The sequence below is a fragment of the Gilliamella sp. CG13 genome (assembly GCF_046635805.1).
In the GTDB taxonomy this organism is placed as follows: domain Bacteria; phylum Pseudomonadota; class Gammaproteobacteria; order Enterobacterales; family Orbaceae; genus Gilliamella; species Gilliamella apicola_I.
Genome location: NZ_JBIDFM010000012.1, coordinates 1 through 25,645, shown reverse-complemented (window position 1 = coordinate 25,645; position 25,645 = coordinate 1). Strand labels below are relative to the sequence as shown.

Below are 25,645 nucleotides of genomic sequence, written 5' to 3'. Positions count from 1 at the left end.
ATCTAAAACACTTTTTTAATTAACCATTCTATTTAACAAATACTTGTAATCTAAACCCTTGATCACCTGCACATGCTGAAGGCGTTGCGTTTATCGGATCAAGATTTAACTCTTGTGGAGCATCAGCATTAGCGATAATGCTCGAACCAGAAGTTGCATAACTACCTGTTTTTATACTTCTAATTTTATAATGTGCGTTATATCCCATTGCGACATTAAACCAAGGCCCATTTGGTTTGTTGCTTGCATCAGGTAATGCTGCTGTTGCCGCTCCATTAGGACATGCAACCGCATTAGACCCCACAAGAGACCAAATCACATATGGACTATTCATTTCAGTGACACCATCTGCCGCATATGCTTTGACATAATATTCATTATCAACTTTCCACTCTTTTGAACCATTAGGATCAAACTCTAATAAGTTTCCAGCTTGAGTCGCAACCAATACCCCATCACTTCGATAAACTTTAATTAATCCGGCTTGACCACCAGCAAAATCTATGGATACTTTATTGAACGATGCACCAAATTGATCTATTGAAGTGGAAAATTCAACCACCCCTTCAATATTAGAAGCGACATCTAATGCATAACTATCACCAATTGCATCCATGCCTCCAGCAGTAGCTGCCTTAGCAGAAATTTTTTGACCCATTTTGATTTTTTCAAAGGATTTCACAATGACACAAGGTTCTTGTTTAGGACAAGACGTTACTTGACCCGAAGTACCATCAATTAAGGTGATTTTTTTGCCATTACTTGTTGCTGTCCAGCCTTTAAGTACAGAATCAAATGAGTCTGGAATTCGGTTCATGAGTTGTTCATCACTAAAACCAACTGCATCCTCTATTGCCGAAATTGTTCCATTTGGTACCTTCGGCTTTACAAGGCTGGCAATCAATGTTATAGCACTGAGACCATCGGCTGAATTAGAAGCCATTGTGGTTTTATTGCCGTTACGATCAACAGCCCAAAGACCAATCTTACGCATGACAGGATCGGGGATAACTTCAAATGACACTTGATTTGATGTTGCTGAACGACCTTTTTTATCGGTAACGGAAACAGATAAGGTATATTTACCATTAGATTGAATTGGATGACGTTTACCATTTTCATCAACATAACTTGGTGCAACAATTTTCCAATTTTGAGTATCTGCTTTTGGTGTAGCCCATGATGAAGATGTACAAATACCTGTTGTATAACAAAGGAATCCACCATTTGCATCAATTTCAAACATATCACCATTCCATTTTACACTGCTTAATCCTTTCGCATTATAAACAGCGATACTAACATCATAACTTTGTCCTTCAACGAGTTGTAAAGATTCAAGTCCTAAATCAACACTTAATTTTTTCTCTTTATATTCAAGAACGATATAGTTGTTACGATCAACTAAGTCATAACGACTACCAGCTAATGAACGTGCTGCTTGAACCATATCGGGATCTAACTGATCTTTTAAAGGAACCCCCATACGATAATTCATCGTCAATGAAGCAGAAGTGGCTTTTTGATTATTTTGTCCTCGCTTATGTTCCGCTTTGAGGGTAAAAAGTGGCACTGGTGTGTAGTCAACGCTTGCTGTCACTGCTCTAGGATTTTTTTGTAGGTTATCTTTACCAAATAATGCCACTTTATCACCAAAGTATTGTTCATACATTAATGAACCACCTAAATGAGGGTACTGTGGTAAATAACCTTGAAAACGAACATCAAAACCTTTTGCAGCACGTTCTAAATAATCATCAAAATCACGAGATTGTTTCCAATTTGATAATGGATGATAATAGTTAGCTGCAAGTTTCATGTAGTCACTCCAAGCCTCAACACCTAAACCTAAACGATTGTGTGAACGTTGAAAGTCATGATCCAAAAATACGTTATAGCCTAATAACCATTTTTTATCTGCAAAGTCCCAACGTTGACCAATACCAATATTTCCAATACGTCGTTTATGTTCATATTCTTGAAATGATATTTGACTAAATATCAAGGTATTTTCTGTATCATACCAAGGACTAAATAGTTTAACGTTGACGTTACTAAATTGTCCTTTATCACTAACGTCAAAAGATAATTGAGCCGTACCAAAACGCCCTAAGAAGTCTTGGGCAGCGGTACGAAGTGGATCAACAACATGATTTTTCACACTACTGCGTAAATAATCCTCTGCGTAATCCTTACCTCGATTGGCCAATTGACTTGATAAGCCACCATTTTCAGATGATAATAGTTGTTTCCAATCTTGTGTTGCTAATGTCTGTAAAGCATAAGCAACATGAGTTGCAAGCTTATCTTTATCTGCCTGTACATCATAATTTTCATCTGATCCTAAATCCGGTAAATTTGTATATTTGTTTTGTTTAGTATCTTCAGCTTTACTTGTACTGATGGCAGGTAGTAGTGGGGAGTTTTCAGGAAGCACGAGAAGCTCACCTTCTTCAATCACATCCTTTTTATCAAAGCGCCCATTGTTCATTTTGCGTAGTTGGTCAACATTTATACCACTTATTAATGCTATTTGGTAAAGGCTAGCCTTTTTATTGTTAACCATTTCTCGAACTTTAATACCATTTTTAAGTTCAATAACTTTACTGTTGTCTACAGCAACAGTAGAAGTGCCTTGTTTCGAATCCAATGCCATAGCTGTCTGGCAATTTAATGCCAGAACAACTAAGGTTGAAACAATTTTTAAATTAAGATTTGTTTTCATCTTAATCATTCCTCATATTTCACTTTATTGATAATATATGTATCAAAAACACGTTTTATTCAGCTTTTTGATAAAAAAGCTTCTTTGTTTAGAATAAAAAACGATAGCATTTTTATTGTCTTTAAAATTCTTTACAAAAAATTACTTTTTTTAAGATTATATTACAAAGAAGTCATTGTTCAATAACTTTTTTAAAATATTTGTAAAGATTTGATGAAAATATCTTCAGAATATGAGGAGAGATAGATTAAAATAAAACGTGGGATTTATTTATCAATTTGATAATATTAATAATACATTAGTTCTCTTTATCTAATACTAAATAAAGCAGATAAAAAAGATAGAAATATTAGAATATTAGTATCTTTTTTTATAAAAATGTCATTTTCAGCAAGAATACTAATTATTGTTCTTCATTATATATTTCAAGATTTTCTGATTCTTTACTATTAAAAGCTTTTTGATTTTGATTTCTTGTTTGTTCTAATTGAAGCAAATAGCTTTCATCAATACCGTCTGTAATATATTGCCCATCAAACACTGAACACTCGAAATGATGAATCTTAGGGTTCTCTTCACGGATTGAGTCGATTAAGTCAGATAGATCCTGAAAAATTAGTCTATCTGCACCAATATCTTTAGCAATTTGCTCGACTGTGCGATTATAAGCGATAAGCTCACTGGCTGTTGGCATGTCAATTCCATATACATTAGGATGCCTAATCTCTGGCGCAGCCGAAGCTAAATAAACTTTTTTAGCACCAACAGAGCGAACCATTTCCAAAATTTTTTCCGAAGTTGTACCTCGAACAATAGAGTCATCGACAAGAAGGACATTCTTTCCTTCAAATTCAATGCGATTAGCATTAAGTTTACGTCTTACAGAAAGTTTGCGTGTAGCTTGACCTGGCATAATAAATGTTCGTCCAACATAACGATTTTTGACAAAGCCCTGCCGATAGGGTTTATTTAAAATTCTAGCAATCTCAAGCGCAGCATCGCAAGATGTTTCAGGAATTGGAATCACAACATCAATATCAACATCTTTCCATTCTCGTGCTATTTTTTTACCTAATTTTTGTCCCATCAATATACGTGATTGATAAACCGATACCCCATTCATGAACGAATCGGGTCGTGCAAAATAAACGTATTCAAAGATACATGGATAATATTGGGGATTATCTGAACATTGTTGTGAATAAAATTGCCCATCTTGTGTAATATAAATCGCTTCGCCGGGTTCGACATCACGTATAAATTCGAAATCAAGTATATCTAAAGCAACACTTTCAGAAGCAACCATATACTCCACTTTTTGATTATTTAAAATGCGTTTACCAATAACTAAAGGACGAATGCCATAGGGATCACGAAATGCAACCAATCCATGCCCAATAATCATTGCGACACAAGCGTAAGCGCCTTTAATAATATTATGTACATGACGTATAGCGGTAAAAATATTATCTGCAGAAAGGGGATAAGTTGGAAATTTGTCTAATTCACTGGCGAAAATATTAAGTAACACTTCTGAATCAGAATTAGTGTTAATATGGCGTCTTGCTAATTCAAATACTTTATTACGTAATTCGTTAGCATTAGTCAAGTTACCATTATGTGCAAGTGCTATACCATAAGGCGAATTAACGTAGAAGGGTTGAGCTTCTGAAGGACTTGAACTTCCTGCTGTAGGATACCGTACATGTCCAATTCCTAATGTACCTTGCAAACGTTGCATATGATGTTCTTGAAAAACATCTTTAACTAAACCATTTGCTTTACGTAAACGAAAGCAGTTTTGTTCATCAATGGTTACAATACCCGCAGCATCTTGACCTCGATGCTGCAATACAGTCAATGCATCATAGATAGATTGGTTAACTGTGCTACATCCTAAAATACCAACAACACCACACATACAATGATTACCTCAAAATTACTGCACTAAAAATGAAGACGAATGTTGTATAAAATCAAAAAACCAACGAATAATAACATGAAAATGAGGAATAAGTTGTGATTCTTTCCAGTATTGCGATTGCGAGAAGGGAGTGAAAGTATCAATAAAAAAGAGAACAGCTGCAACCACTAATATTCCACGTAATGCACCAAAGCAGATGCCTAATACTCGATCTGTCCCGGATAAACCTGTTTTTTGGACTAATAAGCCAATAACATAAGAAATAAATGAGCAAACGAGTAATGTCGCTAAGAAAAGGATAGCTATTGCGACAGAAGTACGGATCAATTCGCTATCAAAATAGGTTAAATACTGAGTAATATAAGCATAAAATCGGCTCGCAATGAAAAATGCCAGCACCCAACTAATCAGAGATAATGCTTCTCGAACAAAGCCCCGTATTATACTGACCATGGCGGAAAAAATTATTACGCCAATAATAGTAAAATCAATCCAATTCATCATAGTAACTCACAATTAATTATTTATAGGAGATATTATTTATTACTTTTATTTTTGAACAAATTTTTTTTTAATTAGTAATAATAATGCTTTTTTGTTTTGTTAAATTATTAAGATTATCGATTACTTGTTCTGCTTGCTCCCTTTTAGCATAAGGCCCAACTTGTAATTTTATTAATTGGTTAGGTTCTGGCTTTTTAGGAATAACTTTAACGTTATAATTGTTTAATCGTAATAACGCAACAAGTTCTTCAATCTTTTGCTTGTTTCTTAATGCCGCTATCTGAATCATATATAATTTTGAATCTTGCGTAGTTGTGACCGTTTGATCTGTCGTTATCGGTTCATTGACATCTTCTGCATTGATTTCAGGTGAGATTAATGAACTTGGATTTTGGTCTGTGTCTAGTGCATAAGGAAAATTAGCAACCTCACTTGAGTTATTTTGTGTAAAGCTGTCATCAGGGGTATGTTCGACAGATTGAAACTGCTGATTCACTATGTTCGGTTGTAAAATAGGCGTAGTCGATGTTGTTGTATTCGATTTATCGGTGATGATCCATGGTGCTATCAAAGCTAAAATAAGTAATAAAGTGGCAAAACCAACAAGTCGATTTCTCATTCTATTCTGATTATTTGAAGCGTTATTTTTGTCTTTCGTCATGATTAATTTCACTTAATTCATATTGCTCTAAAACTTCAGCTACCGTATGAAATGAACCACATACGACGATAATATCATTATCTTTGGCATCTTGCATTGCTTTTTGATAAGCATCCGCCACATGATCAAATGTTAAAACACTGGTTTCTTCTTTATCAAGCAAGTATTGCTTTAATACTTCAGCTTTGCAACCTCGCTCACCATAGAGTGTCGCGCAATACCATACATCGCCTTGTAAAATGGATAATGTACTTTTTATATCTTTATCTTTCAACATGCCAATAACAAATCTTATTTTACCTGTTTTGGATTGTTTAGCTTTTAATTGAGCTAATTGTTTAATTAAATAAGTTGCAGCATGTGGGTTATGAGCAACATCAATAATAACCAATGGTGAATGTTGTAGTGTCTGAAATCTGCCAACTAAGCTTGCTTGTTTTAATCCTTTAACGATATCGTCTTGGGTAATATTTAAAGAAGAATAACTTAATGCTGCAATTGCTGTCGCAGCATTAGCTAACGGAACATTGGCTATCGGTAAATGATGATAATTTGCCAAGGGGGATTCAAAAGACCATTGATTATCATTAATTTGTTGATAAGACCAATCGCTATTTACCGTATAGATAGGACAGTTAACTGATTCTGCCACCAATGGAATGGTGACAGGAACATTTTGCTCACCAACAACAGCAATGCTTTTCGATTTAAAAATACCGGCTTTTTCACGCCCAATACTTTCTCGAGTATTTCCAAGATAATCTACATGATCAATGTCTATTGTTGTGATAACAGCAATATCTGCATCAACAATGTTGGTTGCATCCAGTCGTCCACCTAACCCAACTTCCAACACAACTACATCTAATTTTGCTTTTTTAAACTGATAAAGTGCTGCAAGTGTTGCATATTCAAAATAAGTTAAAGAAATATCACCACGAACTTTTTCAATTTCTACAAATGCGTTAACCGTTTCTTGGGCTGTTGACTCTTGATTATTAATTCTTACCCGCTCTGTGAAACGTAATAAATGAGGAGAGCTATAAACGCCAACTTTTCGTTTTGAAGCGAGTAAAATCATTTCCAATGTTCGGCAAGTTGTACCTTTGCCATTAGTTCCTGCAACCGTAATAACATAGGGAGCGGGTTGCAAAATATCTAAACGCTGAGCAATGATTTTTACTCGCTCTAATCCCATATCAATAGTAGTATGATGCAGTTGCTCTAAATAACAAAGCCATGTCTTTAAGTCAGACATGGCATTAGGTTTTTCATTTTGCATGATCAATTAAACTGTCTCATCAATTGTCATTTCATCGTTATTCACATCATTAAATGGATCGGGAAGTTTCATTAATTTTGCAATTAGGCTGGCAATTTTAGGTCTCATTTCTTTACGATGAATGATCATATCAATTGCGCCTTTTTCCAGTAAAAACTCACTTCGTTGGAATCCTTCTGGTAAAGTTTCCCGTACAGTTTGTTGAATAACGCGTGGGCCTGCAAAACCAATTAATGCTTTGGGTTCGGCAATGTTAATATCACCTAGCATCGCTAAACTAGCTGAAACCCCACCCATAGTCGGATCGGTCATGACAGAAATATAAGGTAAACCTTCATCTTGCATTTTAGCAAGTATTGCACTGGTTTTAGCCATTTGCATCAATGAATAAAGTGCTTCTTGCATTCTTGCACCGCCACTTGTTGAAAAACAAATTAACGGGCATTTATCGGCTATCGCTTGTTCAGCAGCACGGGTAAATAAAGCCCCAACAACTGATGACATCGATCCACCAATGAAAGCGAATTCAAAACAGGCAACCACAACAGGAATACCAAGTAATGTTCCTTTCATGACAACCATAGCTTCTTTTTCGCGTGTCTCTTTTTGAGCCGCAGTTAAACGGTCTTTGTATTTTTTAGTATCTTTGAATTTTAAAATATCTTTTGGCGCAAGATCAGTTCCAATTTCTACATCTGAATCCTCATCTAAAAAATGGTATAACCTGACGCGCGCAGGGATATGCATATGGTGATCACACTTAGGACAAACCTCTAAATTACGATCTAATTCAGCTTGGTAAATGACTTGTTCACAGTTACTGCATTTTGTCCAAACGCCACCGGGTATATTCGCTTTTTTATGATCTGATGATATATTATTTTTACTTAAAATCTTTTCAATCCAGCTCATTATGATTCTCTCATTGTGCTATACTCTAGAAAATATCGGGCTATTGTATAATACTTTGTGCTAATTCTTAATAGTTGTTTTAAATTTATCTTATTTGTTAACCATGTTTGTAAAAAATATTCTTTTACCAAACAATCGTATTTTTTCATTTTAACGCTGATTTTAATATCCAACCAACTGAATATTTTAGATTAAATTATTGCATTTAAGTCATAAAGACAGCCTCTACTTCAATTAAGCGGTATGCTTACAATAATTCGGTTTATTCATAAAATTTTGAAAAAATCATTTAATCAATTCGTTTAATGAAATGCCTGATTTTAAACCCCATTGCAATCAATGATGCAAAATAGATAACGATACCTACCGTGACCAATAACAATAAACGACTTATTCGCATTAACATTGAACCCGTTGACCAATCTGGTAATAATTTCGATCCAAACCATAACACTAATGACATTAACAGTACCGCTATCACAATTTTAATTAAAAATTTACCCCAACCTGGCTGTGGTTGATAAAGTTCCTTTTTACGTAATTGCCAAAATAATAATCCAGCATTAAAACATGCTGCCAGCCCAATTGATAACGAAAGACCAGCATGTTGTAGTGGACCAATAAAAACCATATTCATTAGTTGCGTTAAAATTAATGTGACAATCGCAATTTTGACAGGTGTCTTAATATCTTGTCTGGAATAGAAAGCGGGTGCCAAAACTTTGATTAGAATAAGCCCAAGTAAACCGATAGAATAAGCTATTAAAGCACGTTGTGTCATTAATGTGTCATTTATTGTAAATTGTCCATATTCAAAGAGTGTTGAGATAAGTGGACGAGAAATTACACCTAATGCGACTGTGCTTGGCAAAGCCAATAAAAAACAGAGACGTAATCCCCAATCTAATAATTCCGAATATTGTTTATGATCACCATTTGAAAAGCTTTTAGCTAATGACGGCAATAAAATGGTACCCAATGCAACACCCAGTACGCCAGCTGGGAACTCCATTAATCGGTCAGCATAATACATCCATGAAACCGATCCCGAAATTAAGAAAGAAGCAAAAATCGTATTAATGATTAGAGATATTTGCCCAACGGATACCCCTAAAATTGCAGGCCCCATTTGTTTCAACACTCGCCATACACCACTATCTTTTAAATTGATACGAGGTAGCACTAGCATACCTATCTTTTTTAAAGTCGGAAGTTGATAAAGCAATTGTAAAATGCCGCCGACTACGACAGATACCGCTAATGCCAGCACCGGTGGATTAAAATAAGGCGTTAAAAATAGCGTAAATACAATCATGCTAATATTAAGCAATGTCGGCACGAAAGCAGGAACCGAAAAGCGATTCCACGTATTAAGTACGGCACCAACTAATGAAGCAAGTGAAATAAAAAAGATATAGGGGAAAGTGATGCGAAGCATGATGGTTGCAAGTTCAAATTTGTCGATAGATTCTTGCATAAAACCTGGCGCTGTCAGCATAATGATAAAAGGTGCAGTCATTACCCCAATTAACGTAACGATAGCCAATACTAATGTTAATAGACCGGCAACATACGCAATAAAAGTCCGTGTTGCCTCGATCCCTTGTTGATTTTTGTATTCAGCCAAAATAGGGACAAATGCTTGTGAAAAAGCCCCTTCAGCAAATATTCGTCTCAATAAATTAGGAAGTTTAAAAGCCACAAAAAACGCATCGGTAGCCATTCCTGCACCAAAAAAACGTGCAATTATTGCATCTCGAACAAAGCCTAAAACTCGAGATACCATTGTCATTGAACTTACAGTGGCTAAAGATTTTAATAAATTCATAGATAAGATAGGAGCCAAAAAACAAATGATAGGCATAGTCTACAAATTATTCATTTATTTCACCATGCTTTTTTATAAATAATAATGTTTATGAATTGAAATATTGTTACCATTCAAACAATAAGCGGATTGAAATACTAATCAGACAAATATTATCATCAATTATTCAATATAGGATTTTTATTTCATTCCGCTTTTATTTCTTCATTGGTTATAATTTATAACTTGCAGTTAACAATACAGCTCTAGGCGTGCCAGGCATACTACTTGAACGCCAATATTCTTTTCCTAATAAATTTGTTACTGCAAAAGTCATTTCAAAAGAAGAAGATTGATACCCTATTGCAGCATTCCATACAACATACCCAGGACGTTTTAATTGATTTTTATCATCATTAAACATTGATCCCTTATAATTAACCTCAACTTCAGTAAACCAATTGTTATAAGGCAAATAACGTATATTTAAGTAACCGCTATGCTTAGATGTATTGGGCAAATATTTTCCTTGATTAACTGGCATTTTTTTATCTTTATGAACTTTAGCTTGCTGATAACCAATACCGCTGTTAATGTACCATTTTGGTGTTAATTGTCCGATGATACTTAGCTCGATACCTTGACTACGGTCACTGCCTTTTACCTGCCAATTATAAGGATCGTTCACCGCATCGGGTTGATAACGAACGTTGTATAATTCAAGATTATAAAGTGCAATTTGAGAAGATAATTTATCATTTAACCAATCACTTTTTACGCCTATTTCATATTGCCTTGAATATTGTGGTTTATTATCGTAAACCGTTTTCGAGTCTGTTGAAATGGTAATCAGTCCTCGTCCACCATAAGGCGCAAAATTTTTACTATAGGAAGCATAAAAACTTTGCGATTCGATAGGTTGCCAAATTAAACCGATTCGAGGGCTTAACGAGTGACCATTATATGAACGGCTTTGATGTTTAATTTTATTATCTGATGCAAATTCGTAATTGTCATAGCGTAAGCCCATCAACAATTTCCACTGTGATGTAAAACTCATTAAATCTTGCCAATAAATCCCTTTTGAAGTCGCTTTATGATTCGTTTTAGTATTTAGCTTATTGTAATGTGGTTTTTTAGAATTCCAGTGTGGATGGTAAGGATCAACGACTTCAGGGTAAACACTCGTTAATGCTAATCTAGGTTGACGTTTTTCAATATTATATTCAATGCCGACTAACATATCATGACCGATACTTGCTGTAGTAAATTTGCCTATTACATCGAGTGTATTACTATAGATTTTATTATCTGTTTCTTGCCAAGCTCGTCGAAATTGTAGTTTTCCTGCATAGTTACACGTTTTTCCACTATTTGTTTTGCCATTTAAATGACAATAATCACCACCATAAATATGGTCAAAATTTTGACTCGCTTGACGATAAAGGTTAGTTAATTTTAGTGACCAATCATCATTAAATTCAAAACCTATCACCGAACGTAATGATTTAAAATTATCTTTTACGTAATCATCAGGATGCGCATAGGTTGTTTTAATTGAAACCCCTTTTGGTAAATTATAGTAAGCTGGTCCTCGGTCTGGTTTACGCCATAAGTGATCATGAGTATATTGTACTAACCAATTAAACCCGTCTAAATTATCATAGAGTATACTTGGCGATACCATGGTGTCTCTTTGTTTAATTCCTTTGCGAAAACTTTTTTCTGATTGGTGATCAACTGTCATTCGGATCGCTAGTTTCTCATCGACAACATGATTAATATCGACCATACCGCCATATTTATCCCATGAACCACTACGTAAGCTTAAAACAGTAGGTGAATCAAAATTAGCTTGTTTACTAATCATGTTTATCATTCCCCCACCAGAACCACGACCATAGAGTACCGAAGCGGGACCTTTTAATATTTCCACGCGTTCAATATTGGCTGTACTTTGCCTAACTTGCCCACTTGCACGGACACCATCCCGATAAATATCGCCAGAACTTGCGGAAAAACCGCGTATTTTTATGCCTTCATCCCGCATATCATAAGTAGTATCAACACCGGGTAATTTATTGACGATTACACTTAAATCATTTTGTCCAAAAATTTTTTCTTGATCAATGTTAACGGAATTAATGGATTGGGGTATATCTTTAATATCAAATGGCATTTTTGTCGCGGTTGATGATTTTTTTATTCGCTGGTCATTGATATCGGTAATGTTGGCAACAACCTTCATTGTTTCGATGTTTGCAACATCGTCTATTTTATCTTGAGCGCTAACAAAGGGTGCTGTACTTATTAGCCCCAAAATAGCGAATTGATGACTTAATTTCATTGTTTTTCCTATCTTTTATCGTTTTATTATAATTTGTTTCAGTTGGCTAAAGTTAAAGCAACAATAAATATGATAATGATTATTATTTACATTTACAACTTATTTTCTGTTTTATAAAAATATTGCGACAAAAAATATTAAAATCTAACTGAAATTAAGCGTTATTCAATGGTTGTTTAAATGGATTGCGGTTTGAGTATAATTAATTAAAAGGAGGTCTCTGTATTTACCCTATCCTATAGATAGGCTGTAAAATAGATTGCTTTAAAATCGAGAAAATTTAACAAATGAACATAATTTTTTAACCCTTTTGTTGTGTTAACCCATCTTTTAAGCTTAACAGAATAATGGTTTAATATTATTTCCGATAAATATGATCACTAAAATTTGTTAAATTCAATTGATTTCTAATTTGATTTTGAAGGAGAGAAAGTGGTGGGTCGTGAGCGATTCGAACGCTCGACAAACGGATTAAAAGTCCGCTGCTCTACCGACTGAGCTAACAACCCATTATGAAGAGACGCTTTGCACCTTTTTTGCTATAGGTATAAGCAATTTCGGGTTGCTATATTACTTATAATTATGAGGTAATGCAACCCTTTTCTGAAAGCTTTTTTTCAAAAGCTGGTTTTTCATACGTTTTGACTAAAGTGAAGCGAGTTTCTTTTTGGCAAGGTTCACCGCATTTTTATCTTTAGGGTATTTATTGACTACTTGTTGAAAAACAGCTTTAGCATTCTTATTATCTCCTTTTTCAAGTAAAATCAAGCCTACTTTATAAAGACTATCTGGTGCTTTCGCTGAGTTTGCAAAATCTTTCACTACCGTTGCATAATGAAACGTCGCATCATCTTTTTTACCTTGCTTATAATAAACTTGACCAAGCCAATAATTCACATTAGCACGATATATCGATTTTGGGTAAGTTTCTAAAAACTTTTTAAAAGCTAAAATGAGTTCATTACTTTGATTAGCATCACTAATAAATTGCATAATAAAATTATAATCGGTTTTATCATTTCCTGTGGTTGTCCAATTTATTAAATTTGATGAAGTTGCACTCGATTCAGTTTGGGTAGTTTGTGATGCTGATTGATTAGATGAGTTGTTAGTTTGATTTGATGAGAATTCGGTACCATTGGTCATCTGTTGTAAAATCATTTTTTGACGTTCAATAGTCTGATTTAGTTGATATTTGGTATCTTCCAATTGACCACGTAAGGTATCAACATCCGATTGTAAATCACTAATCTTTTGCTGACTCTCAATCAATAACTGTCCTTGTGCTTGTATCATTCTTTCTAATTCAGCATTACTTGCTGCATAACCGTAACCGGTAAACAAAAGCAATATGAGTGATGTAATTATTTTTTTATGCATAAATGAAAACTCAATATGAAAAATTAACGGCTGAACCTTCAGCCGTTATGAAATATAATTAATATACAACAACCGCTCGACGATTTTTAGCGTACGCAGCTTCATCATGACCTAATACGGCAGGTTGCATTTTACCAAATGATCTTATCAGCATTTGACTAGAAGAGACACCATTCGCTTGTAGATAAGAAGCAACAGCTACAGCACGGCGTTCACCAAGTGCGATATTATATTCTGGTGTTCCTCGTTCATCAGCATGCCCTTGAATCACAACTTTCATTGAGGTATGAGCACGTAAGAAACCTGCATGAACATCTAACATGCGATTATATTCAGGTTTAACATTATATTTATCAAAATCGAAATAGACAGTATTCATTTCTTGTTGTTGTAATCTTGCAAGCAAAGCACGATCTTCTCTTGTTAAAGTATCGCTAAAATTACCATTCGCGTCGGTACCATTTTTAGAAGAACATGCTGTCAAAGCAATTAATGGTAAAGCTATAGCTGCTACCTTAAGATATTTAGAGAATTGCATTGTAATAACTCCTTTGTGTTTTTAAATAAATTAATATTTATTTTTAGCCGATCCAACTGATTTCAAATATCGTTTGTTACCAGTTTGGAAATAAAGTTGATATATTATATTTCTTAACTCTTCAGTATAAATTGAATATTTATCATTTTAATTTATCAAGTTCGACAGTAATTTATAAATAAGGTGACCAAGATGGAAATTTCACTTGTCCATCTGATACGGGTAATTCAGCTTTAAAAAAGCCATCAGTCGAAACAAGATTCAAAATCGATCCTAATCCTTTCGTCGAACTGTAAATAATCATGGTACCATTTGGCGCAATACTTGGAGTCTCATCCAAAAATGTATCAGTCAATCTTTGGTAGGTTTTGGTTGCCATATCATATTTCGTGATGTGTTGTTCACCATTGTTGGTTGAAATCATTGCAATAAACGATCCATCTGGAGAAACACGAGCATTCTGATTTTGAGTATTATCCCATGTTAATCTTTGAGGTGTACCACCATTTATATTGATACTGTAAAGTTGTGGACGTCCAGCTTGATCTGACGTATAAACAATTGTTTGGCTATCTGGCATCCAAGAAGGTTCAGTATTATTACTTCGACCGGTTGTAATTTGAGTGATTTGTTTAGAATTTAAATCTTTAATATAAATATTTAAGTTACCATCTTTAGAAAGTGCAAATGCCAACTTTGTACCATCAGGTGAAAATGCGGGAGCACCATTATGTCGAGGGAAAGAAGCAACGGTTTCAATGGCGCCGTTTTCTAAATTTTTCATGACCAATGCAGAATTTCCACTTTCGAAAGTAACAAACGCTAATTTTTTACCATCCGGAGACCAAGTTGGTGACATAAGTGGGGCTTTAGAACGATGAACGGTTACTTGATCATAACCATCATAGTCAGACACTCTTAATTCATGCGTGTACGGCCCTCTGTTGGTCTCTACAACATAAGCGATGCGTGTTCTAAAGGCCCCTTTAATTCCAGTAAGTGATTCGAATATCTCATCACTTGCCGAATGTGCGGCCAAACGCACCCAACGTTGACTTATTGTAAATTGGTTTTCAGCCAAAATAGCACCCGGTTTATCAACGGTGTCGATTAATTGATAAGTAATGTGGTATTTCCCTGAAGCATCAGGTTGAATTGAACCGACGACAACAGCTGAAACGCCAAGATTTTTCCATACAGCAGAATTAACTTCAGATGCGGTTGTCGGTTTTTGTGGCATATTTTCGATGTCGATTGGATTAAATTTACCGCTATTGCGTAAGTCAGATGCAATAATATTTTCAATTATTTGGGGTGGTTCTCCCGATCCTGTCCATTTAAATGGTGAAACAGCAATAGGCTTTGCGGTACTGACACCTTCAGTAATATTTATTTGAATCCCTGTATTATCTGCCCAACTATTACTGATTAAAGCAAATAAAAATATAGAACAAATTATCAAAAAGCGAGAGGCGTATTTGATCATCTTAAATTCCTTAAATTAAACATAAATAACTACGTTAGATTCACTATATATTAGTAGTTGGAGAAAAGTAATAAAAATTAAAACATACGATTATTATCACTTAAAAATGGCAATTTTTATATTTCAACAATTTCTACATACTTTTTCATTAAGAAAGATAGCTGATATTAAATAACAAGTCTATAGTATATGGAATAAAAAGGTTAATATAATTTTAACGCTTTTTTTGTTAAAAAGATTGGTTATGCTAATTTAACTTTTGAGTTATCAAAAAAAGAAAAATAATTGTTTTAAAATTAAAAATTTTCAAACTGTCTGAAAAGATGTTTTAGCCTAGTGTGTTTATTAACATATTTATCGTTTTGAAAAAAAATAAGTATCCATTTGTTTTTTACTATTTTTGACAATTATCACAAAAAAAAGTATTCCGCTGACCTATTTTTTGCGATTTTATTATAGTCTGACAATTATGGCATTCTTGTCCTTCTCGCCCATATACTTGTAATTTTTGAGCAAAATAACCAGGCTTTCCATTAGATTGAAGAAAATCTTTTAGTGTCGTTCCACCTTGTTTAATCGATTTAGTCAGAACTTGCTTGATAGCTGAAACTAATCTTTCAAACTCGGCTAAATGTAATGAATTCACTTTTCGATTGGGATTAATTTTTGCCATATGCAACGATTCCGATGCATAGATATTTCCTACACCAACAACAATATGATTATCCATAATCCAACTTTTAATTGGTATTTGACGATTTTTCGCTTGCGCCAACAGATACTCTGCTGAAAACGCATCACTCAAAGGCTCAGGCCCTAAATGGTTTAATTGAGAAACCTCTTCAAGCGAATTAGCCCAGAGCCATGAACCAAAACGTCTTGGATCAGTATAACGCAATACAACACCATTTTCTAAAACCAAGTCTATATGATCATGCTTTGCTACTTCCTGTTGTTCATCAAGTAAAATACGCAAACTACCAGACATTCCCAAATGAATGATAATCCAATTATGTGCTAGCTGTATCAACAAATATTTTGCACGTCTTTTGACATCCAAAATCACTTCTCCATGAGAACGATGAATGAGTTCATCAACAGGCCAACGTAATTTTGGTTGCCTAACTACTATTTGCTTTATAGTTTGCCCTTTTAAATAAGGCAAAATACCTAGGCGACTTGTTTCCACTTCGGGTAATTCAGGCATTTTATTTCACCTAATTATTTAACATTTCAGTGACCCAAGTTGGTACTTGCTGACTTGGAGTCGGTTGATTATTGTTGTTACATAAGCTTTGTGTATTGGTTGTCCAAACAGGTAACTTTCGACCACTACGATCATCACATTGCCACTGGCCATTATTATCTATCGATAGCATGTAGATATTTTGAGGTATCGGGAGCGATAACCTTTTAGGTGGATTATTTTGTAAGTATTCACTATATATTTTTAATGCACCTGTTGCACCTGTTAATTTCATTGGCGAATGGTCATCCAACCCAATCCAAACAACAGCGACATTTTTACCATCAATTCCTGTAAACCAACTATCACGAGAATCATTACTGGTTCCGGTTTTAGCAGCTAAGTTAAATGATCCATATTTTCGTTTTAGAGACCGTGATGTCCCCGATTCCACAACTTGTTGCATAGCATAAGTAGTTAAATAGGCTGATTGCTGTGAAACAGCTTGAATCTGTTTAGGATAGTTTTGATATACCAATTCTCCCTTATCCGTTAGTACATATCTTAAAATAGATAACGGCGAACGTTGTCCATTGTTTGCAATCGTTTGGAACATTTGTACTGTTTCTAAAGGTGTTAACTCTAAAGCACCTAATAATCGTGAAGGTAGATTCGTAATACGATCACTTGGCACACCCAATGCTTGCAGGGTATTTTTAGTCGCATCAAGACCAAGAGCTATCCCTAAGTTGACGGTTGGTACATTTAACGAAAGTGCTAAAGCATCCACTAACATGACACGATCACGAAACTTACGATCATAATTTTTCGGTTGCCAGTACGAACCATTATCAAGCTTTATTGAAAGTGGTGAATCATCCAACCACGTATTAAGTTGAAAACGATCCGGTTGCCCTAATGCTGTTAAATATGTTGAAGGTTTAGCAAGTGAACCAATTGCTCTTCGGGTTAACCATGCACGGTTGTAACCAGGATAACGAGGCTCTGCACTACCAATAATTGCACGAATTTCGCCGGTTTCTCGGCTAACAATAACCATGGCTGTTTGTAAATCTTTATTAGTTGATTTACGTAATTTTTCAATTTCATTCGTAACTGATTGTTCTGCCGCTGCTTGGGCAACAGGATCAAATGTCGTAAAAATCTTCATTCCTGAAAGGTGATCTGCTTTATCACCTAATTGCTTTCTTAATTCACTACGAACAACTTGCATAAAAGCAGGTTGTGGCGAAATAACACCACCTTTTGGTAAAACAGATAGTGGGCGCTGACTTAATAGATTATATAACTCATCATCAATAATTCCTTGTTGCTCGGTCAGCTTTAGAACAACATTTCGGCGTTCTAAAACTTGTTTAGGTTGCGTCCAAGGATTATATAACGAAGCCCCTTTTACCATTCCAACTAGAACTGCTTGCTGATCGAGCGTCAATTCATTAACAGGACGACCAAAATAGTAAAGGCTAGCAAGTGGAAAACCGTGGATCTCCTCACTCCCAGCTTGTCCAAAGTAAACTTCGTTTAAATACAACTCTAAGATACGTTCTTTACTATAACGAGCATCAAGAATCATCGCCATATAGGCTTCGCGTATTTTACGGCTTAAACTACGTTCATTAGTTAAAAATAAGTTTTTTACAGTTTGTTGAGTTAACGTACTTCCACCTTCAGTACGGCCCGTGGTAAGGTTGACATAAATTGCTCGCCCAATCGAATATAAACTCACGCCATGATGATCATAAAAACGTTTATCCTCAGTGGCAACTAAAGTTTTAATCAGTGAATCAGGAAATGCTTTGAGAGGAACAAATAAACGTTGTTCTCCATTAGGTGAGTGCATCATTGTAATTAATTTTGGATCGATCTTAAGTAATCCAAAATCACGTCCTGTATCTAAATTAGTAATACGATCTATTCGATTATCATAGAACGTAATTCTAACTCGAAAAGCTTGTTCTTCACCATCAGGAAAAGTAAAAGGGCGACGGTATATTTCAACAGCATCATTACTGACGATGAATTCACCGGGTCGAGTAGCTTGCGTATCCTGTTGTCGATATTGTGCACCTATTAACAACGTTACAACATCGCTTAAACTGTATTCACTTTCTGGCTCAAGATCGATAATTTGACCATAAACAGCTGCTGGTAATTCCCAAACATTACCATCTATGCGTTCTTTTATTTGTTGATCGAGATAAATACCATACATTACGGTCACAGCCACAAAAACTAAAAACAGTTTAAATAGCAATGACAAAAATCGGCGCCAAAGTGAGCGTTTTTTATTTTTATTTTTTTTTACTTTTTGAGTAGGTTTCTTTTTTGTAGATTTAGTCGAAGTATTCAAAGCTCACCTAAAATTCGTCATAAAATATATTTCGTTATCATAACACAATTTTTCAAAGATATATCTGCCTTGTTGATTTAGCACATATTTAGCTTAAAATGATGTATCTACAAAATTAATTATTAAATTCTAGTCGGGGTTTAATACTTTTCACTTTCGCAACAAAAGCGTTTTTAGATTTACCTGTTAAACCTTCATCTATAGGTAAATTAGCTGTTAATGGATTCACGGGTTTATTATTGATATGTAATTCGAAATGTAAATGTGGCCCTGTTGAACGTCCAGTATTGCCTGACAATCCTATTTGTTCACCTTGTTTAACCTGTTGTCCTGGTTTAACGAGAATCTTATCTAAATGCATATAAGTCGTCATATACTGACGCCCATGCCTTATAGCGATATAATTACCTGCTGATCCACTATATTTAGCGATCACAACTTCACCATTCCCCACCGATAAGACAGGTGTTCCTCGAGATACCGCAAAATCAACACCATTATGAGGCGCTATTTTTCCTGTCACAGGGTGTAAACGACGAGGATTAAATTGAGAAGAAACACGCGCTTTTTTTGCTAATGGATAACGGAAAAAACTTTGGGATAAGCTATCTCCATTAATATCATAATATTTACCGTCATCGGCGAGAACAGCATAATAGTCTTTTGAGCCATTTTTGAAGCGAACCGCTAACAATTGGCTATTCGATAAACGGTCGCCATGCATCTCACGAGACAGAATAACGGAAAATTTGTCGCCAATTTGTAAGCGTTTAAAATCTAATCGCCATTGTAAAGCACGAGTAATAATACCGATTTCAGTGCTAGTTAAACCACTTTTACGGGCATCAGCAATAAAATTAGATTTTATTTCACCTTTAATAACGACTTCTTGTAAAATTCCTTCGACCGTTTCTGAATTCTCAACAAAGTCATTACCCGATTTTTCATACATTCGGATATTGTTGCTTGAGATAGTCCAGTTCAAGTTTTGTAAATTATGGTCATCGTCTGTTGTCCACATCAACTGTTGACCAATTCTTAAATTAGCAAGCTGTTTAAATTTGGACGTTAATTCATAAACATCATTTCGATTTACGTTATAGCGTAATAAAATATCATGTAAGGTATCGCCCCGAACAATGGTATATTGTACAGTATTGTCTTTTTCATCAATGATTTTATCTAAGTCATCTTTGACAATTTCATCTTCCGGTTCATCAGAGGATTCTATCACAGTAGAATTTGAATTACCGTCGACTAACTCAACCTGACCATCTCCAATACTTACAGGCACAGAAGTATTATTCACGGTTGTTTCAACTTGAGGATTCAACGGTATATAAACCGTGCGATCCAAATTCAATGGTCGCCATAATATCGTAAAAAAGATAACAACAAGAAGAACGCCTAATATTGAAAAATAGGGAAATTTCACTTTGCTTTTTTCAATATGACGATTTTCAATCTTTCGAGCCAAAATAAACCTTAACTATTTATTATCTATCTGATTATTTATCTAAACAATCCAACAATTGTTGAGTTAATTTCATTAAAAATTGAAAATACGCATCTTTTGAAGGCATTATATCTGTCCCCAAAGGATTCAATTCTCCAATTCTGACATTTGTTCCATTAACCAATTTTTCAATAACTGCTGGGCTAAACTGAGGCTCTATAAAAACACATACTGCTTGGTGTTCTTTTAACTTTTGTTGAATAGCATAAACTTTTTGAGCGCCCGGTTGAACTGCTGGATTTATAGTAAAACTACCTAGATTTTTTAATCTAAACTGTGATTCAAAATACCCATAGGCATCATGAAATACAAAATACCCTCTATTTTGGACGTTTATTAATTTTTTTGCAATGTTTTGTTCTGTTTCAGATAATTTTATAGTGAATTCGTTTAGATTTTCGTCAATTTTTATTTTTTTATCTGGATAAAGGGTGATAAGTTTATCATGAATGGATTGCGCAATAATTTTCGCTATTTCAGGCGAAAGCCAAATATGTTCATCATATTCACCATGATGATCATGGTCTGATTGATGATGATTTATTTCTTCATGAGAATGATCATCGTGATTAGTTCGAAGCAAAGTCTTAATTGCAGGAATTTCCATTAATTCAATTTGCTTTTGTTTATCGATATTTTTCAATAAGGTTGGCATAAAGGTTTCCATATCTTCACCAACCCAAATAACTAATTCCGCTGACTTAATATTCTTTAAATCAGAAGGTTTTAATGAATAAGTATGAGGAGAAGCACCGTCCGGTAAAAGAATTTCTGCATCAGTGATGCCTGATGTAATAGCTTGAGTAATAAAACCTATTGGTTTAACCGACGATATAACCGTAGCATTAGCATAATTACTTGCGCTTTGTATTATTAATATTGGGGTTAAGATTATTAAATACTGTATAAACAGTTTAAAAGTCTTCACGATATGATTTTTCACGTTATTATCCAATGCTATAATTTATGATAGAATAAAATTTAATATTGTTATAATATAACATAACATTTAGGTGAGCAAGGGCTACCCGTTACATGACTCAATTAATTTCACTTGAAAATGTCTCCGTTGAAATCAATCATCAAAAAATATTAGATAATATTTCATTAGCTATTAAGCTAAATCAGATTATTACATTACTTGGGCCTAATGGTGCAGGTAAATCAACGCTGGTTAAAGTCATATTAGGATTACTACCCCACTCTTCGGGACAGATTTGTCGTTTACCGAATTTAACAATTGGTTATGTTCCGCAATCGATAAATTTAAATCCAACTCTCCCTATTACTGTAAAGCGTTTTATGCGGTTAAATAAACAATTAAAAAATGACGATATTTTAAAAACGCTTTCACTTGTTAAAGCAGAATACTTAGTCGATAAATCAATGCATCAATTGTCGGGTGGAGAATTACAGCGTGTTTTACTTGCTCAAGCTTTAGCAAAACAGCCTCAATTACTTATTCTTGATGAACCGACACAAGGCGTAGATGTTAATGGACAAATTCTTTTATATGATTTAATTGCTAATGCAAAAAAACAATTTAATTGTGGGGTATTAATGGTCTCGCATGATCTCCATTTAGTCATGGCTAAAACGGATGAAGTCGTCTGTCTGAATCATCATATATGTTGTTCGGGCACACCTGCTACTGTGTCAAATGACCCTGAATTTGTTTCACTATTTGGTCAACATGGCGCATCACAAATCGCTGTGTATAAACATCATCACAATCACCAACATGACTTATGTAGAACATCGGCTGATCATCAACATGATAAATTAATGCATATAGAAAGGGATCATTAAAATGATTGAATTATTATTACCTTCTTTGTTAGCTGGATTAAGCTTAACAACCATTACCGGTCCATTAGGAACGTTTGTTGTTTGGCGTAGAATGTCTTATTTTGGTGATACTTTATCTCATGCAGCTCTACTCGGTATTGCTTTTGGTTTTTTATTAAATATTAATCTATTTTATGCAGTAATTTTTGTGACACTGATTTTAGCATTAGGATTACTTTGGTTAGAATCCCAGAAACAACTTCCTATTGATACATTACTGGGTATTCTTGCTCATAGTGCGTTATCTTTAGGTTTAGTTGTAATCAGTCTAATGGGAAACATACGGATTGATTTAATGGGTTACTTATTTGGTGATCTGTTATCGATAACTTACACTGATATCTCTCAAATCGTAATTGGTGTAATATTTATCGGTTTATTATTGATATGGCGCTGGAATGATTTTCTTTTTATTACCGTTAATGAAGAATTAGCTTTCATTCAAGGTATTAATATTCGATTAACAAAATTAATTCTAACACTCCTATTAGCCTTTACTATTGGTATTGCAATGAAATTCGTGGGAGCACTGATTATCACCTCTTTACTTATTATCCCTGCAGCTACAGCTAGATACTTTTCCAAAACACCTGAAGTAATGGCTATACTTTCAATTATTATTGGAATGATATCGGTATTAAGTGGTTTACTATTTTCATTTCTCTATGACACACCGACAAGTCCATCAGTAGTTTTAAGTAATGCTGGCTTATTTTTTGTGTGTTTATTTGTATCGAAGTTTTTTTCTGATAAAAATTAACTATTCAAAGAAAAATGGCAATGTTAATTGGACACTACATCACAATAAATCAATATTAAGCCACTTCTCTCATTTTAACAAAGTAACATAATAAATCATTTTAACCATTAATGATTATTTTTATGTCACTTGCAATTATCTACACACGAGCATCTATTGGTATACAAGCACCATTAATAAATGTTGAAGTCCATATTAGCAATGGACTACCAGGCTTTGTATTAGTTGGTTTGCCTGAAGCAACAGTCAAAGAATCCAAAGATCGGGTACGTAGCGCTATTATTAACAGTGGTTTTACGTTTCCTGCCAAGAAAATAACTGTAAATCTATCACCTGCTGATCTTCCTAAAGAAGGAAGTCGTTTCGATCTGCCGATTGCCATTGCAATTTTAGCGGCAACAGAGCAAATTCCTGCTCAGGATTTATCGCAATATGAATTTTTAGGTGAACTGGCGCTATCTGGAAATATTCGCGCTGTGAAAGGTGCTATCCCTGCTGCGATTTCATCACAAAAAAGTCATCGCACATTAATTATTTCAACAGAAAATCAGTCTGAAATTTCTTTAATTCATCATAGCAATGCATTAATCACCAATAATTTATTTGAATTGTGTCAACATCTCAATCATGAAGTGAGTTTATCTAAAGTAAATTACCGTCTAAATGATGATGTAGAAAGTGAAACAGTTAATTTACAAGATGTCATAGGCCAAGAACATGCTAAAAGAGCTTTAGAAATTGCAGCCGCTGGTGGACATAATTTATTGCTTATTGGACCACCTGGAACAGGCAAAACTATGTTAGCCACTCGGTTAACTTCTTTATTGCCGCCATTAACCGATGATGAAGCTCTTGAGAGTGCAGCTATCACTAGTTTAGTCAGTCTAAATGGTTCAATTAAAAATTGGCGTAAACGGCCTTTTAGATCGCCACATCATAGCGCGTCAACTGCAGCACTAGTTGGTGGAGGAACAATTCCAAAACCGGGGGAAATTTCACTGGCACATAATGGCGTATTATTTTTAGATGAATTACCTGAATTTAATCGTAAAGTTTTAGATGCGTTAAGAGAACCCATTGAGTCTGGTGAAATTATTATTTCAAGAGCAAATGCTAAAATACGCTTTCCAGCTAAATTCCAACTTATTGCTGCTATGAATCCAAGTCCTACCGGTCATTATCAAGGAACACACAATAGAACGACGCCTCAACAAGTCATTCGTTATTTGAACCGACTTTCTGGTCCATTTCTTGATAGATTTGATATCTCTATAGAAGTACCACTTTTACCAAAAGGTTCACTAAGTCAGAAAAAAGCATCTGCTGAATCAACAGTATCTATTAAGCAAAGAGTTTTACTGGCAAGAAATACACAATTTGATAGGAATAAAAAATTAAATAGTCAATTAGAAGCAAGTGAAATTGAACACTATTGCCAATTATCTGACGATAATAATGAATATTTAGAACAAGCCTTAATCAAGTTAGGACTTTCAGCTAGAGCTTGGCATCGAATATTGAAAGTATCTAGGACAATTGCGGATTTAGAAGGTTCAAAGAACATAGAACGAAAACATATTTCAGAAGCTTTAAGTTATCGTTCTATGGATAGACTGTTAATTCAATTACACAAAAATATTGGTTAACAGAATCAGTCATCATTATCGACAAAATCATCGTTTACATCAATTTGCGGTTTTCCACCCGATAATGTATGAAAACGTTTTGGTTTATTAATACGAGAAAGGTATTTAAGCCAAACTTTTTCAAAATCGGTTGCAGGCTCTTTTTTACCTTTACAAACTGCAACAAATGATTTTTCTTCTGCTGTTGTCGGTTTTTTTGTTTCTGCATCAAGATCTTTAAATGCACAACCATGCTTTTCTAAAATTTGTGCTTCTTTAATAGTAAAATCACCATGACGAGAAAATCCTCGTGGATAATTTTTATTATCAAAAAAACGTTGTTGACTTACAAAACTTTCAGCCATTTTTTTTCCTCTGGATTGTAAAAGTAGTTGGGCGGAAATTATAATTAACTAAGTAAATCTGTAAATAAATTTTTTTTATTTATATAGATAAAAATAATCAAACGACTAAAATTAAGACAAATTCATGATTTTTTGTGGCAGGGGCGGAGAGTCTCGAACTCCCAACACCCGGTTTTGGAGACCGGTGCTCTACCAATTGAACTACGCCCCTAAATAAGGTGGCGGAACGGACGGGGCTCGAACCCGCGACCCCCTGCGTGACAGGCAGGTATTCTAACCAACTGAACTACCGCTCCACCGTATTTGGTATGATTACATAGTATAACTTAAAATTTAAAAGTCTGGCGGCACCCTACTCTCACATGGGTAATACCCACACTACCATCGGCACTACGGCGTTTCACTTCT

At 34.6% G+C, this 25,645-nt stretch carries 19 protein-coding genes and 3 tRNA genes; 3 read left to right on the top strand and 19 right to left on the bottom strand.

Annotated elements, in window-relative coordinates; all coding sequences use genetic code 11:
* Positions 1-28: 28 nt before the first annotated feature.
* From ACGH6R_RS10945 to znuA, 16 genes are all read right to left on the bottom strand, one after another.
* Positions 29-2,725: an inverse autotransporter beta domain-containing protein gene (locus ACGH6R_RS10945; protein WP_411599811.1), complete on the bottom strand. Its 2,697-nt coding sequence runs from the start codon at positions 2,723-2,725 to the stop codon at positions 29-31.
* Between the two features lie 403 nt (positions 2,726-3,128).
* Positions 3,129-4,646 (bottom strand): amidophosphoribosyltransferase, encoded by a 1,518-nt coding sequence (purF, locus tag ACGH6R_RS10940; protein WP_411590599.1) that lies wholly within the window; start codon positions 4,644-4,646, stop codon positions 3,129-3,131.
* Between the two features lie 18 nt (positions 4,647-4,664).
* Positions 4,665-5,150, bottom strand: a complete 486-nt coding sequence (locus ACGH6R_RS10935) for a CvpA family protein (RefSeq protein WP_411597324.1) — start codon at positions 5,148-5,150, stop codon at positions 4,665-4,667.
* Positions 5,151-5,220: 70 nt separating this feature from the next.
* Positions 5,221-5,814 (bottom strand): SPOR domain-containing protein, encoded by a 594-nt coding sequence (locus ACGH6R_RS10930; RefSeq protein ID WP_267351465.1) that lies wholly within the window; start codon positions 5,812-5,814, stop codon positions 5,221-5,223.
* A complete protein-coding gene (gene folC, locus ACGH6R_RS10925; protein ID WP_411597325.1) occupies positions 5,795-7,099 on the bottom strand; it encodes a bifunctional tetrahydrofolate synthase/dihydrofolate synthase in 1,305 nt (434 codons plus the stop codon). Before folC ends, ACGH6R_RS10930 begins: the two co-directional genes overlap by 20 nt.
* 3 nt (positions 7,100-7,102) lie before the next feature.
* Complete coding sequence (gene accD, locus ACGH6R_RS10920; RefSeq protein WP_267351462.1) at positions 7,103-8,008, bottom strand: acetyl-CoA carboxylase, carboxyltransferase subunit beta; 906 nt, start codon at positions 8,006-8,008, stop codon at positions 7,103-7,105.
* Positions 8,009-8,297: 289 nt separating this feature from the next.
* Positions 8,298-9,836 (bottom strand): murein biosynthesis integral membrane protein MurJ, encoded by a 1,539-nt coding sequence (murJ, locus tag ACGH6R_RS10915; protein ID WP_267360815.1) that lies wholly within the window; start codon positions 9,834-9,836, stop codon positions 8,298-8,300.
* A gap of 211 nt (positions 9,837-10,047) precedes the next feature.
* Positions 10,048-12,162: a TonB-dependent receptor gene (locus tag ACGH6R_RS10910; protein WP_411597320.1), complete on the bottom strand. Its 2,115-nt coding sequence runs from the start codon at positions 12,160-12,162 to the stop codon at positions 10,048-10,050.
* Between the two features lie 433 nt (positions 12,163-12,595).
* Positions 12,596-12,671: transfer RNA gene (locus tag ACGH6R_RS10905), tRNA-Lys, on the bottom strand.
* Positions 12,672-12,807: 136 nt separating this feature from the next.
* Entirely contained in the window at positions 12,808-13,542 is a 735-nt protein-coding gene (gene ybgF / locus ACGH6R_RS10900; RefSeq protein WP_267351458.1) for a tol-pal system protein YbgF, read from the bottom strand.
* A 58-nt stretch (positions 13,543-13,600) separates the two neighbouring features.
* A complete protein-coding gene (pal, locus tag ACGH6R_RS10895) occupies positions 13,601-14,080 on the bottom strand; it encodes a peptidoglycan-associated lipoprotein Pal (protein WP_267351457.1) in 480 nt (159 codons plus the stop codon).
* Positions 14,081-14,252: 172 nt separating this feature from the next.
* On the bottom strand, positions 14,253-15,563 hold the full coding sequence (gene tolB / locus ACGH6R_RS10890) for a Tol-Pal system beta propeller repeat protein TolB (RefSeq protein ID WP_411597326.1): 1,311 nt from the start codon (positions 15,561-15,563) through the stop codon (positions 14,253-14,255).
* 397 nt (positions 15,564-15,960) lie between these two features.
* On the bottom strand, positions 15,961-16,773 hold the full coding sequence (mutM, locus tag ACGH6R_RS10885) for a bifunctional DNA-formamidopyrimidine glycosylase/DNA-(apurinic or apyrimidinic site) lyase (protein ID WP_267360444.1): 813 nt from the start codon (positions 16,771-16,773) through the stop codon (positions 15,961-15,963).
* 10 nt (positions 16,774-16,783) lie between these two features.
* Complete coding sequence (mrcB, locus tag ACGH6R_RS10880) at positions 16,784-19,123, bottom strand: bifunctional glycosyl transferase/transpeptidase (RefSeq protein ID WP_411599809.1); 2,340 nt, start codon at positions 19,121-19,123, stop codon at positions 16,784-16,786.
* A 115-nt stretch (positions 19,124-19,238) separates the two neighbouring features.
* The gene (gene mepM, locus ACGH6R_RS10875) at positions 19,239-20,600 is read right to left on the bottom strand and encodes a murein DD-endopeptidase MepM (RefSeq protein ID WP_411590605.1); all 1,362 of its coding nucleotides are present in this window, start codon (positions 20,598-20,600) and stop codon (positions 19,239-19,241) included.
* A gap of 31 nt (positions 20,601-20,631) precedes the next feature.
* On the bottom strand, positions 20,632-21,582 hold the full coding sequence (znuA, locus tag ACGH6R_RS10870) for a zinc ABC transporter substrate-binding protein ZnuA (RefSeq protein WP_267351448.1): 951 nt from the start codon (positions 21,580-21,582) through the stop codon (positions 20,632-20,634).
* A 92-nt stretch (positions 21,583-21,674) separates the two neighbouring features.
* Between znuA and znuC the strand changes: the two genes are divergently transcribed.
* The 3 genes from znuC (at position 21,675) to ACGH6R_RS10855 (ending at position 24,893) form a co-directional block, all read left to right on the top strand.
* Complete coding sequence (gene znuC / locus ACGH6R_RS10865; protein WP_411599807.1) at positions 21,675-22,448, top strand: zinc ABC transporter ATP-binding protein ZnuC; 774 nt, start codon at positions 21,675-21,677, stop codon at positions 22,446-22,448.
* A gap of 1 nt (position 22,449) precedes the next feature.
* Complete coding sequence (gene znuB / locus ACGH6R_RS10860; RefSeq protein ID WP_411599805.1) at positions 22,450-23,247, top strand: zinc ABC transporter permease subunit ZnuB; 798 nt, start codon at positions 22,450-22,452, stop codon at positions 23,245-23,247.
* Positions 23,248-23,369: 122 nt separating this feature from the next.
* Positions 23,370-24,893, top strand: coding sequence for a YifB family Mg chelatase-like AAA ATPase (locus ACGH6R_RS10855; protein WP_411599804.1), 1,524 nt, complete (start codon positions 23,370-23,372; stop codon positions 24,891-24,893).
* A 5-nt stretch (positions 24,894-24,898) separates the two neighbouring features.
* Here ACGH6R_RS10855 and ACGH6R_RS10850 read toward each other — a convergent pair whose 3' ends face one another.
* The 3 genes from ACGH6R_RS10850 to ACGH6R_RS10840 form a co-directional block, all read right to left on the bottom strand.
* Complete coding sequence (locus tag ACGH6R_RS10850) at positions 24,899-25,237, bottom strand: DUF413 domain-containing protein (protein WP_065557810.1); 339 nt, start codon at positions 25,235-25,237, stop codon at positions 24,899-24,901.
* Between the two features lie 135 nt (positions 25,238-25,372).
* Positions 25,373-25,448: transfer RNA gene (locus ACGH6R_RS10845), tRNA-Trp, on the bottom strand.
* An 8-nt stretch (positions 25,449-25,456) separates the two neighbouring features.
* Positions 25,457-25,533, bottom strand: a tRNA-Asp gene (locus ACGH6R_RS10840).
* Positions 25,534-25,645 lie beyond the last annotated feature (112 nt).

Bases quoted from the DNA above. Each gene is read 5' to 3' on its own strand.
- ACGH6R_RS10945 (WP_411599811.1), bottom strand. From the start codon at position 2,725: ATGAAAACAAATCTTAATTTAAAAATTGTTTCAACCTTAGTTGTTCTG.
- purF (WP_411590599.1), bottom strand. From the start codon at position 4,646: ATGTGTGGTGTTGTTGGTATTTTAGGATGTAGCACAGTTAACCAATCT.
- ACGH6R_RS10935 (WP_411597324.1), bottom strand. From the start codon at position 5,150: ATGAATTGGATTGATTTTACTATTATTGGCGTAATAATTTTTTCCGCC.
- ACGH6R_RS10930 (WP_267351465.1), bottom strand. From the start codon at position 5,814: ATGACGAAAGACAAAAATAACGCTTCAAATAATCAGAATAGAATGAGA.
- accD (WP_267351462.1), bottom strand. From the start codon at position 8,008: ATGAGCTGGATTGAAAAGATTTTAAGTAAAAATAATATATCATCAGAT.
- murJ (WP_267360815.1), bottom strand. From the start codon at position 9,836: ATGAATTTATTAAAATCTTTAGCCACTGTAAGTTCAATGACAATGGTA.
- ACGH6R_RS10910 (WP_411597320.1), bottom strand. From the start codon at position 12,162: ATGAAATTAAGTCATCAATTCGCTATTTTGGGGCTAATAAGTACAGCA.
- ybgF (WP_267351458.1), bottom strand. From the start codon at position 13,542: ATGCATAAAAAAATAATTACATCACTCATATTGCTTTTGTTTACCGGT.
- pal (WP_267351457.1), bottom strand. From the start codon at position 14,080: ATGCAATTCTCTAAATATCTTAAGGTAGCAGCTATAGCTTTACCATTA.
- mutM (WP_267360444.1), bottom strand. From the start codon at position 16,773: ATGCCTGAATTACCCGAAGTGGAAACAAGTCGCCTAGGTATTTTGCCT.
- znuC (WP_411599807.1), top strand. From the start codon at position 21,675: ATGACTCAATTAATTTCACTTGAAAATGTCTCCGTTGAAATCAATCAT.
- znuB (WP_411599805.1), top strand. From the start codon at position 22,450: ATGATTGAATTATTATTACCTTCTTTGTTAGCTGGATTAAGCTTAACA.
- ACGH6R_RS10855 (WP_411599804.1), top strand. From the start codon at position 23,370: ATGTCACTTGCAATTATCTACACACGAGCATCTATTGGTATACAAGCA.
- ACGH6R_RS10850 (WP_065557810.1), bottom strand. From the start codon at position 25,237: ATGGCTGAAAGTTTTGTAAGTCAACAACGTTTTTTTGATAATAAAAAT.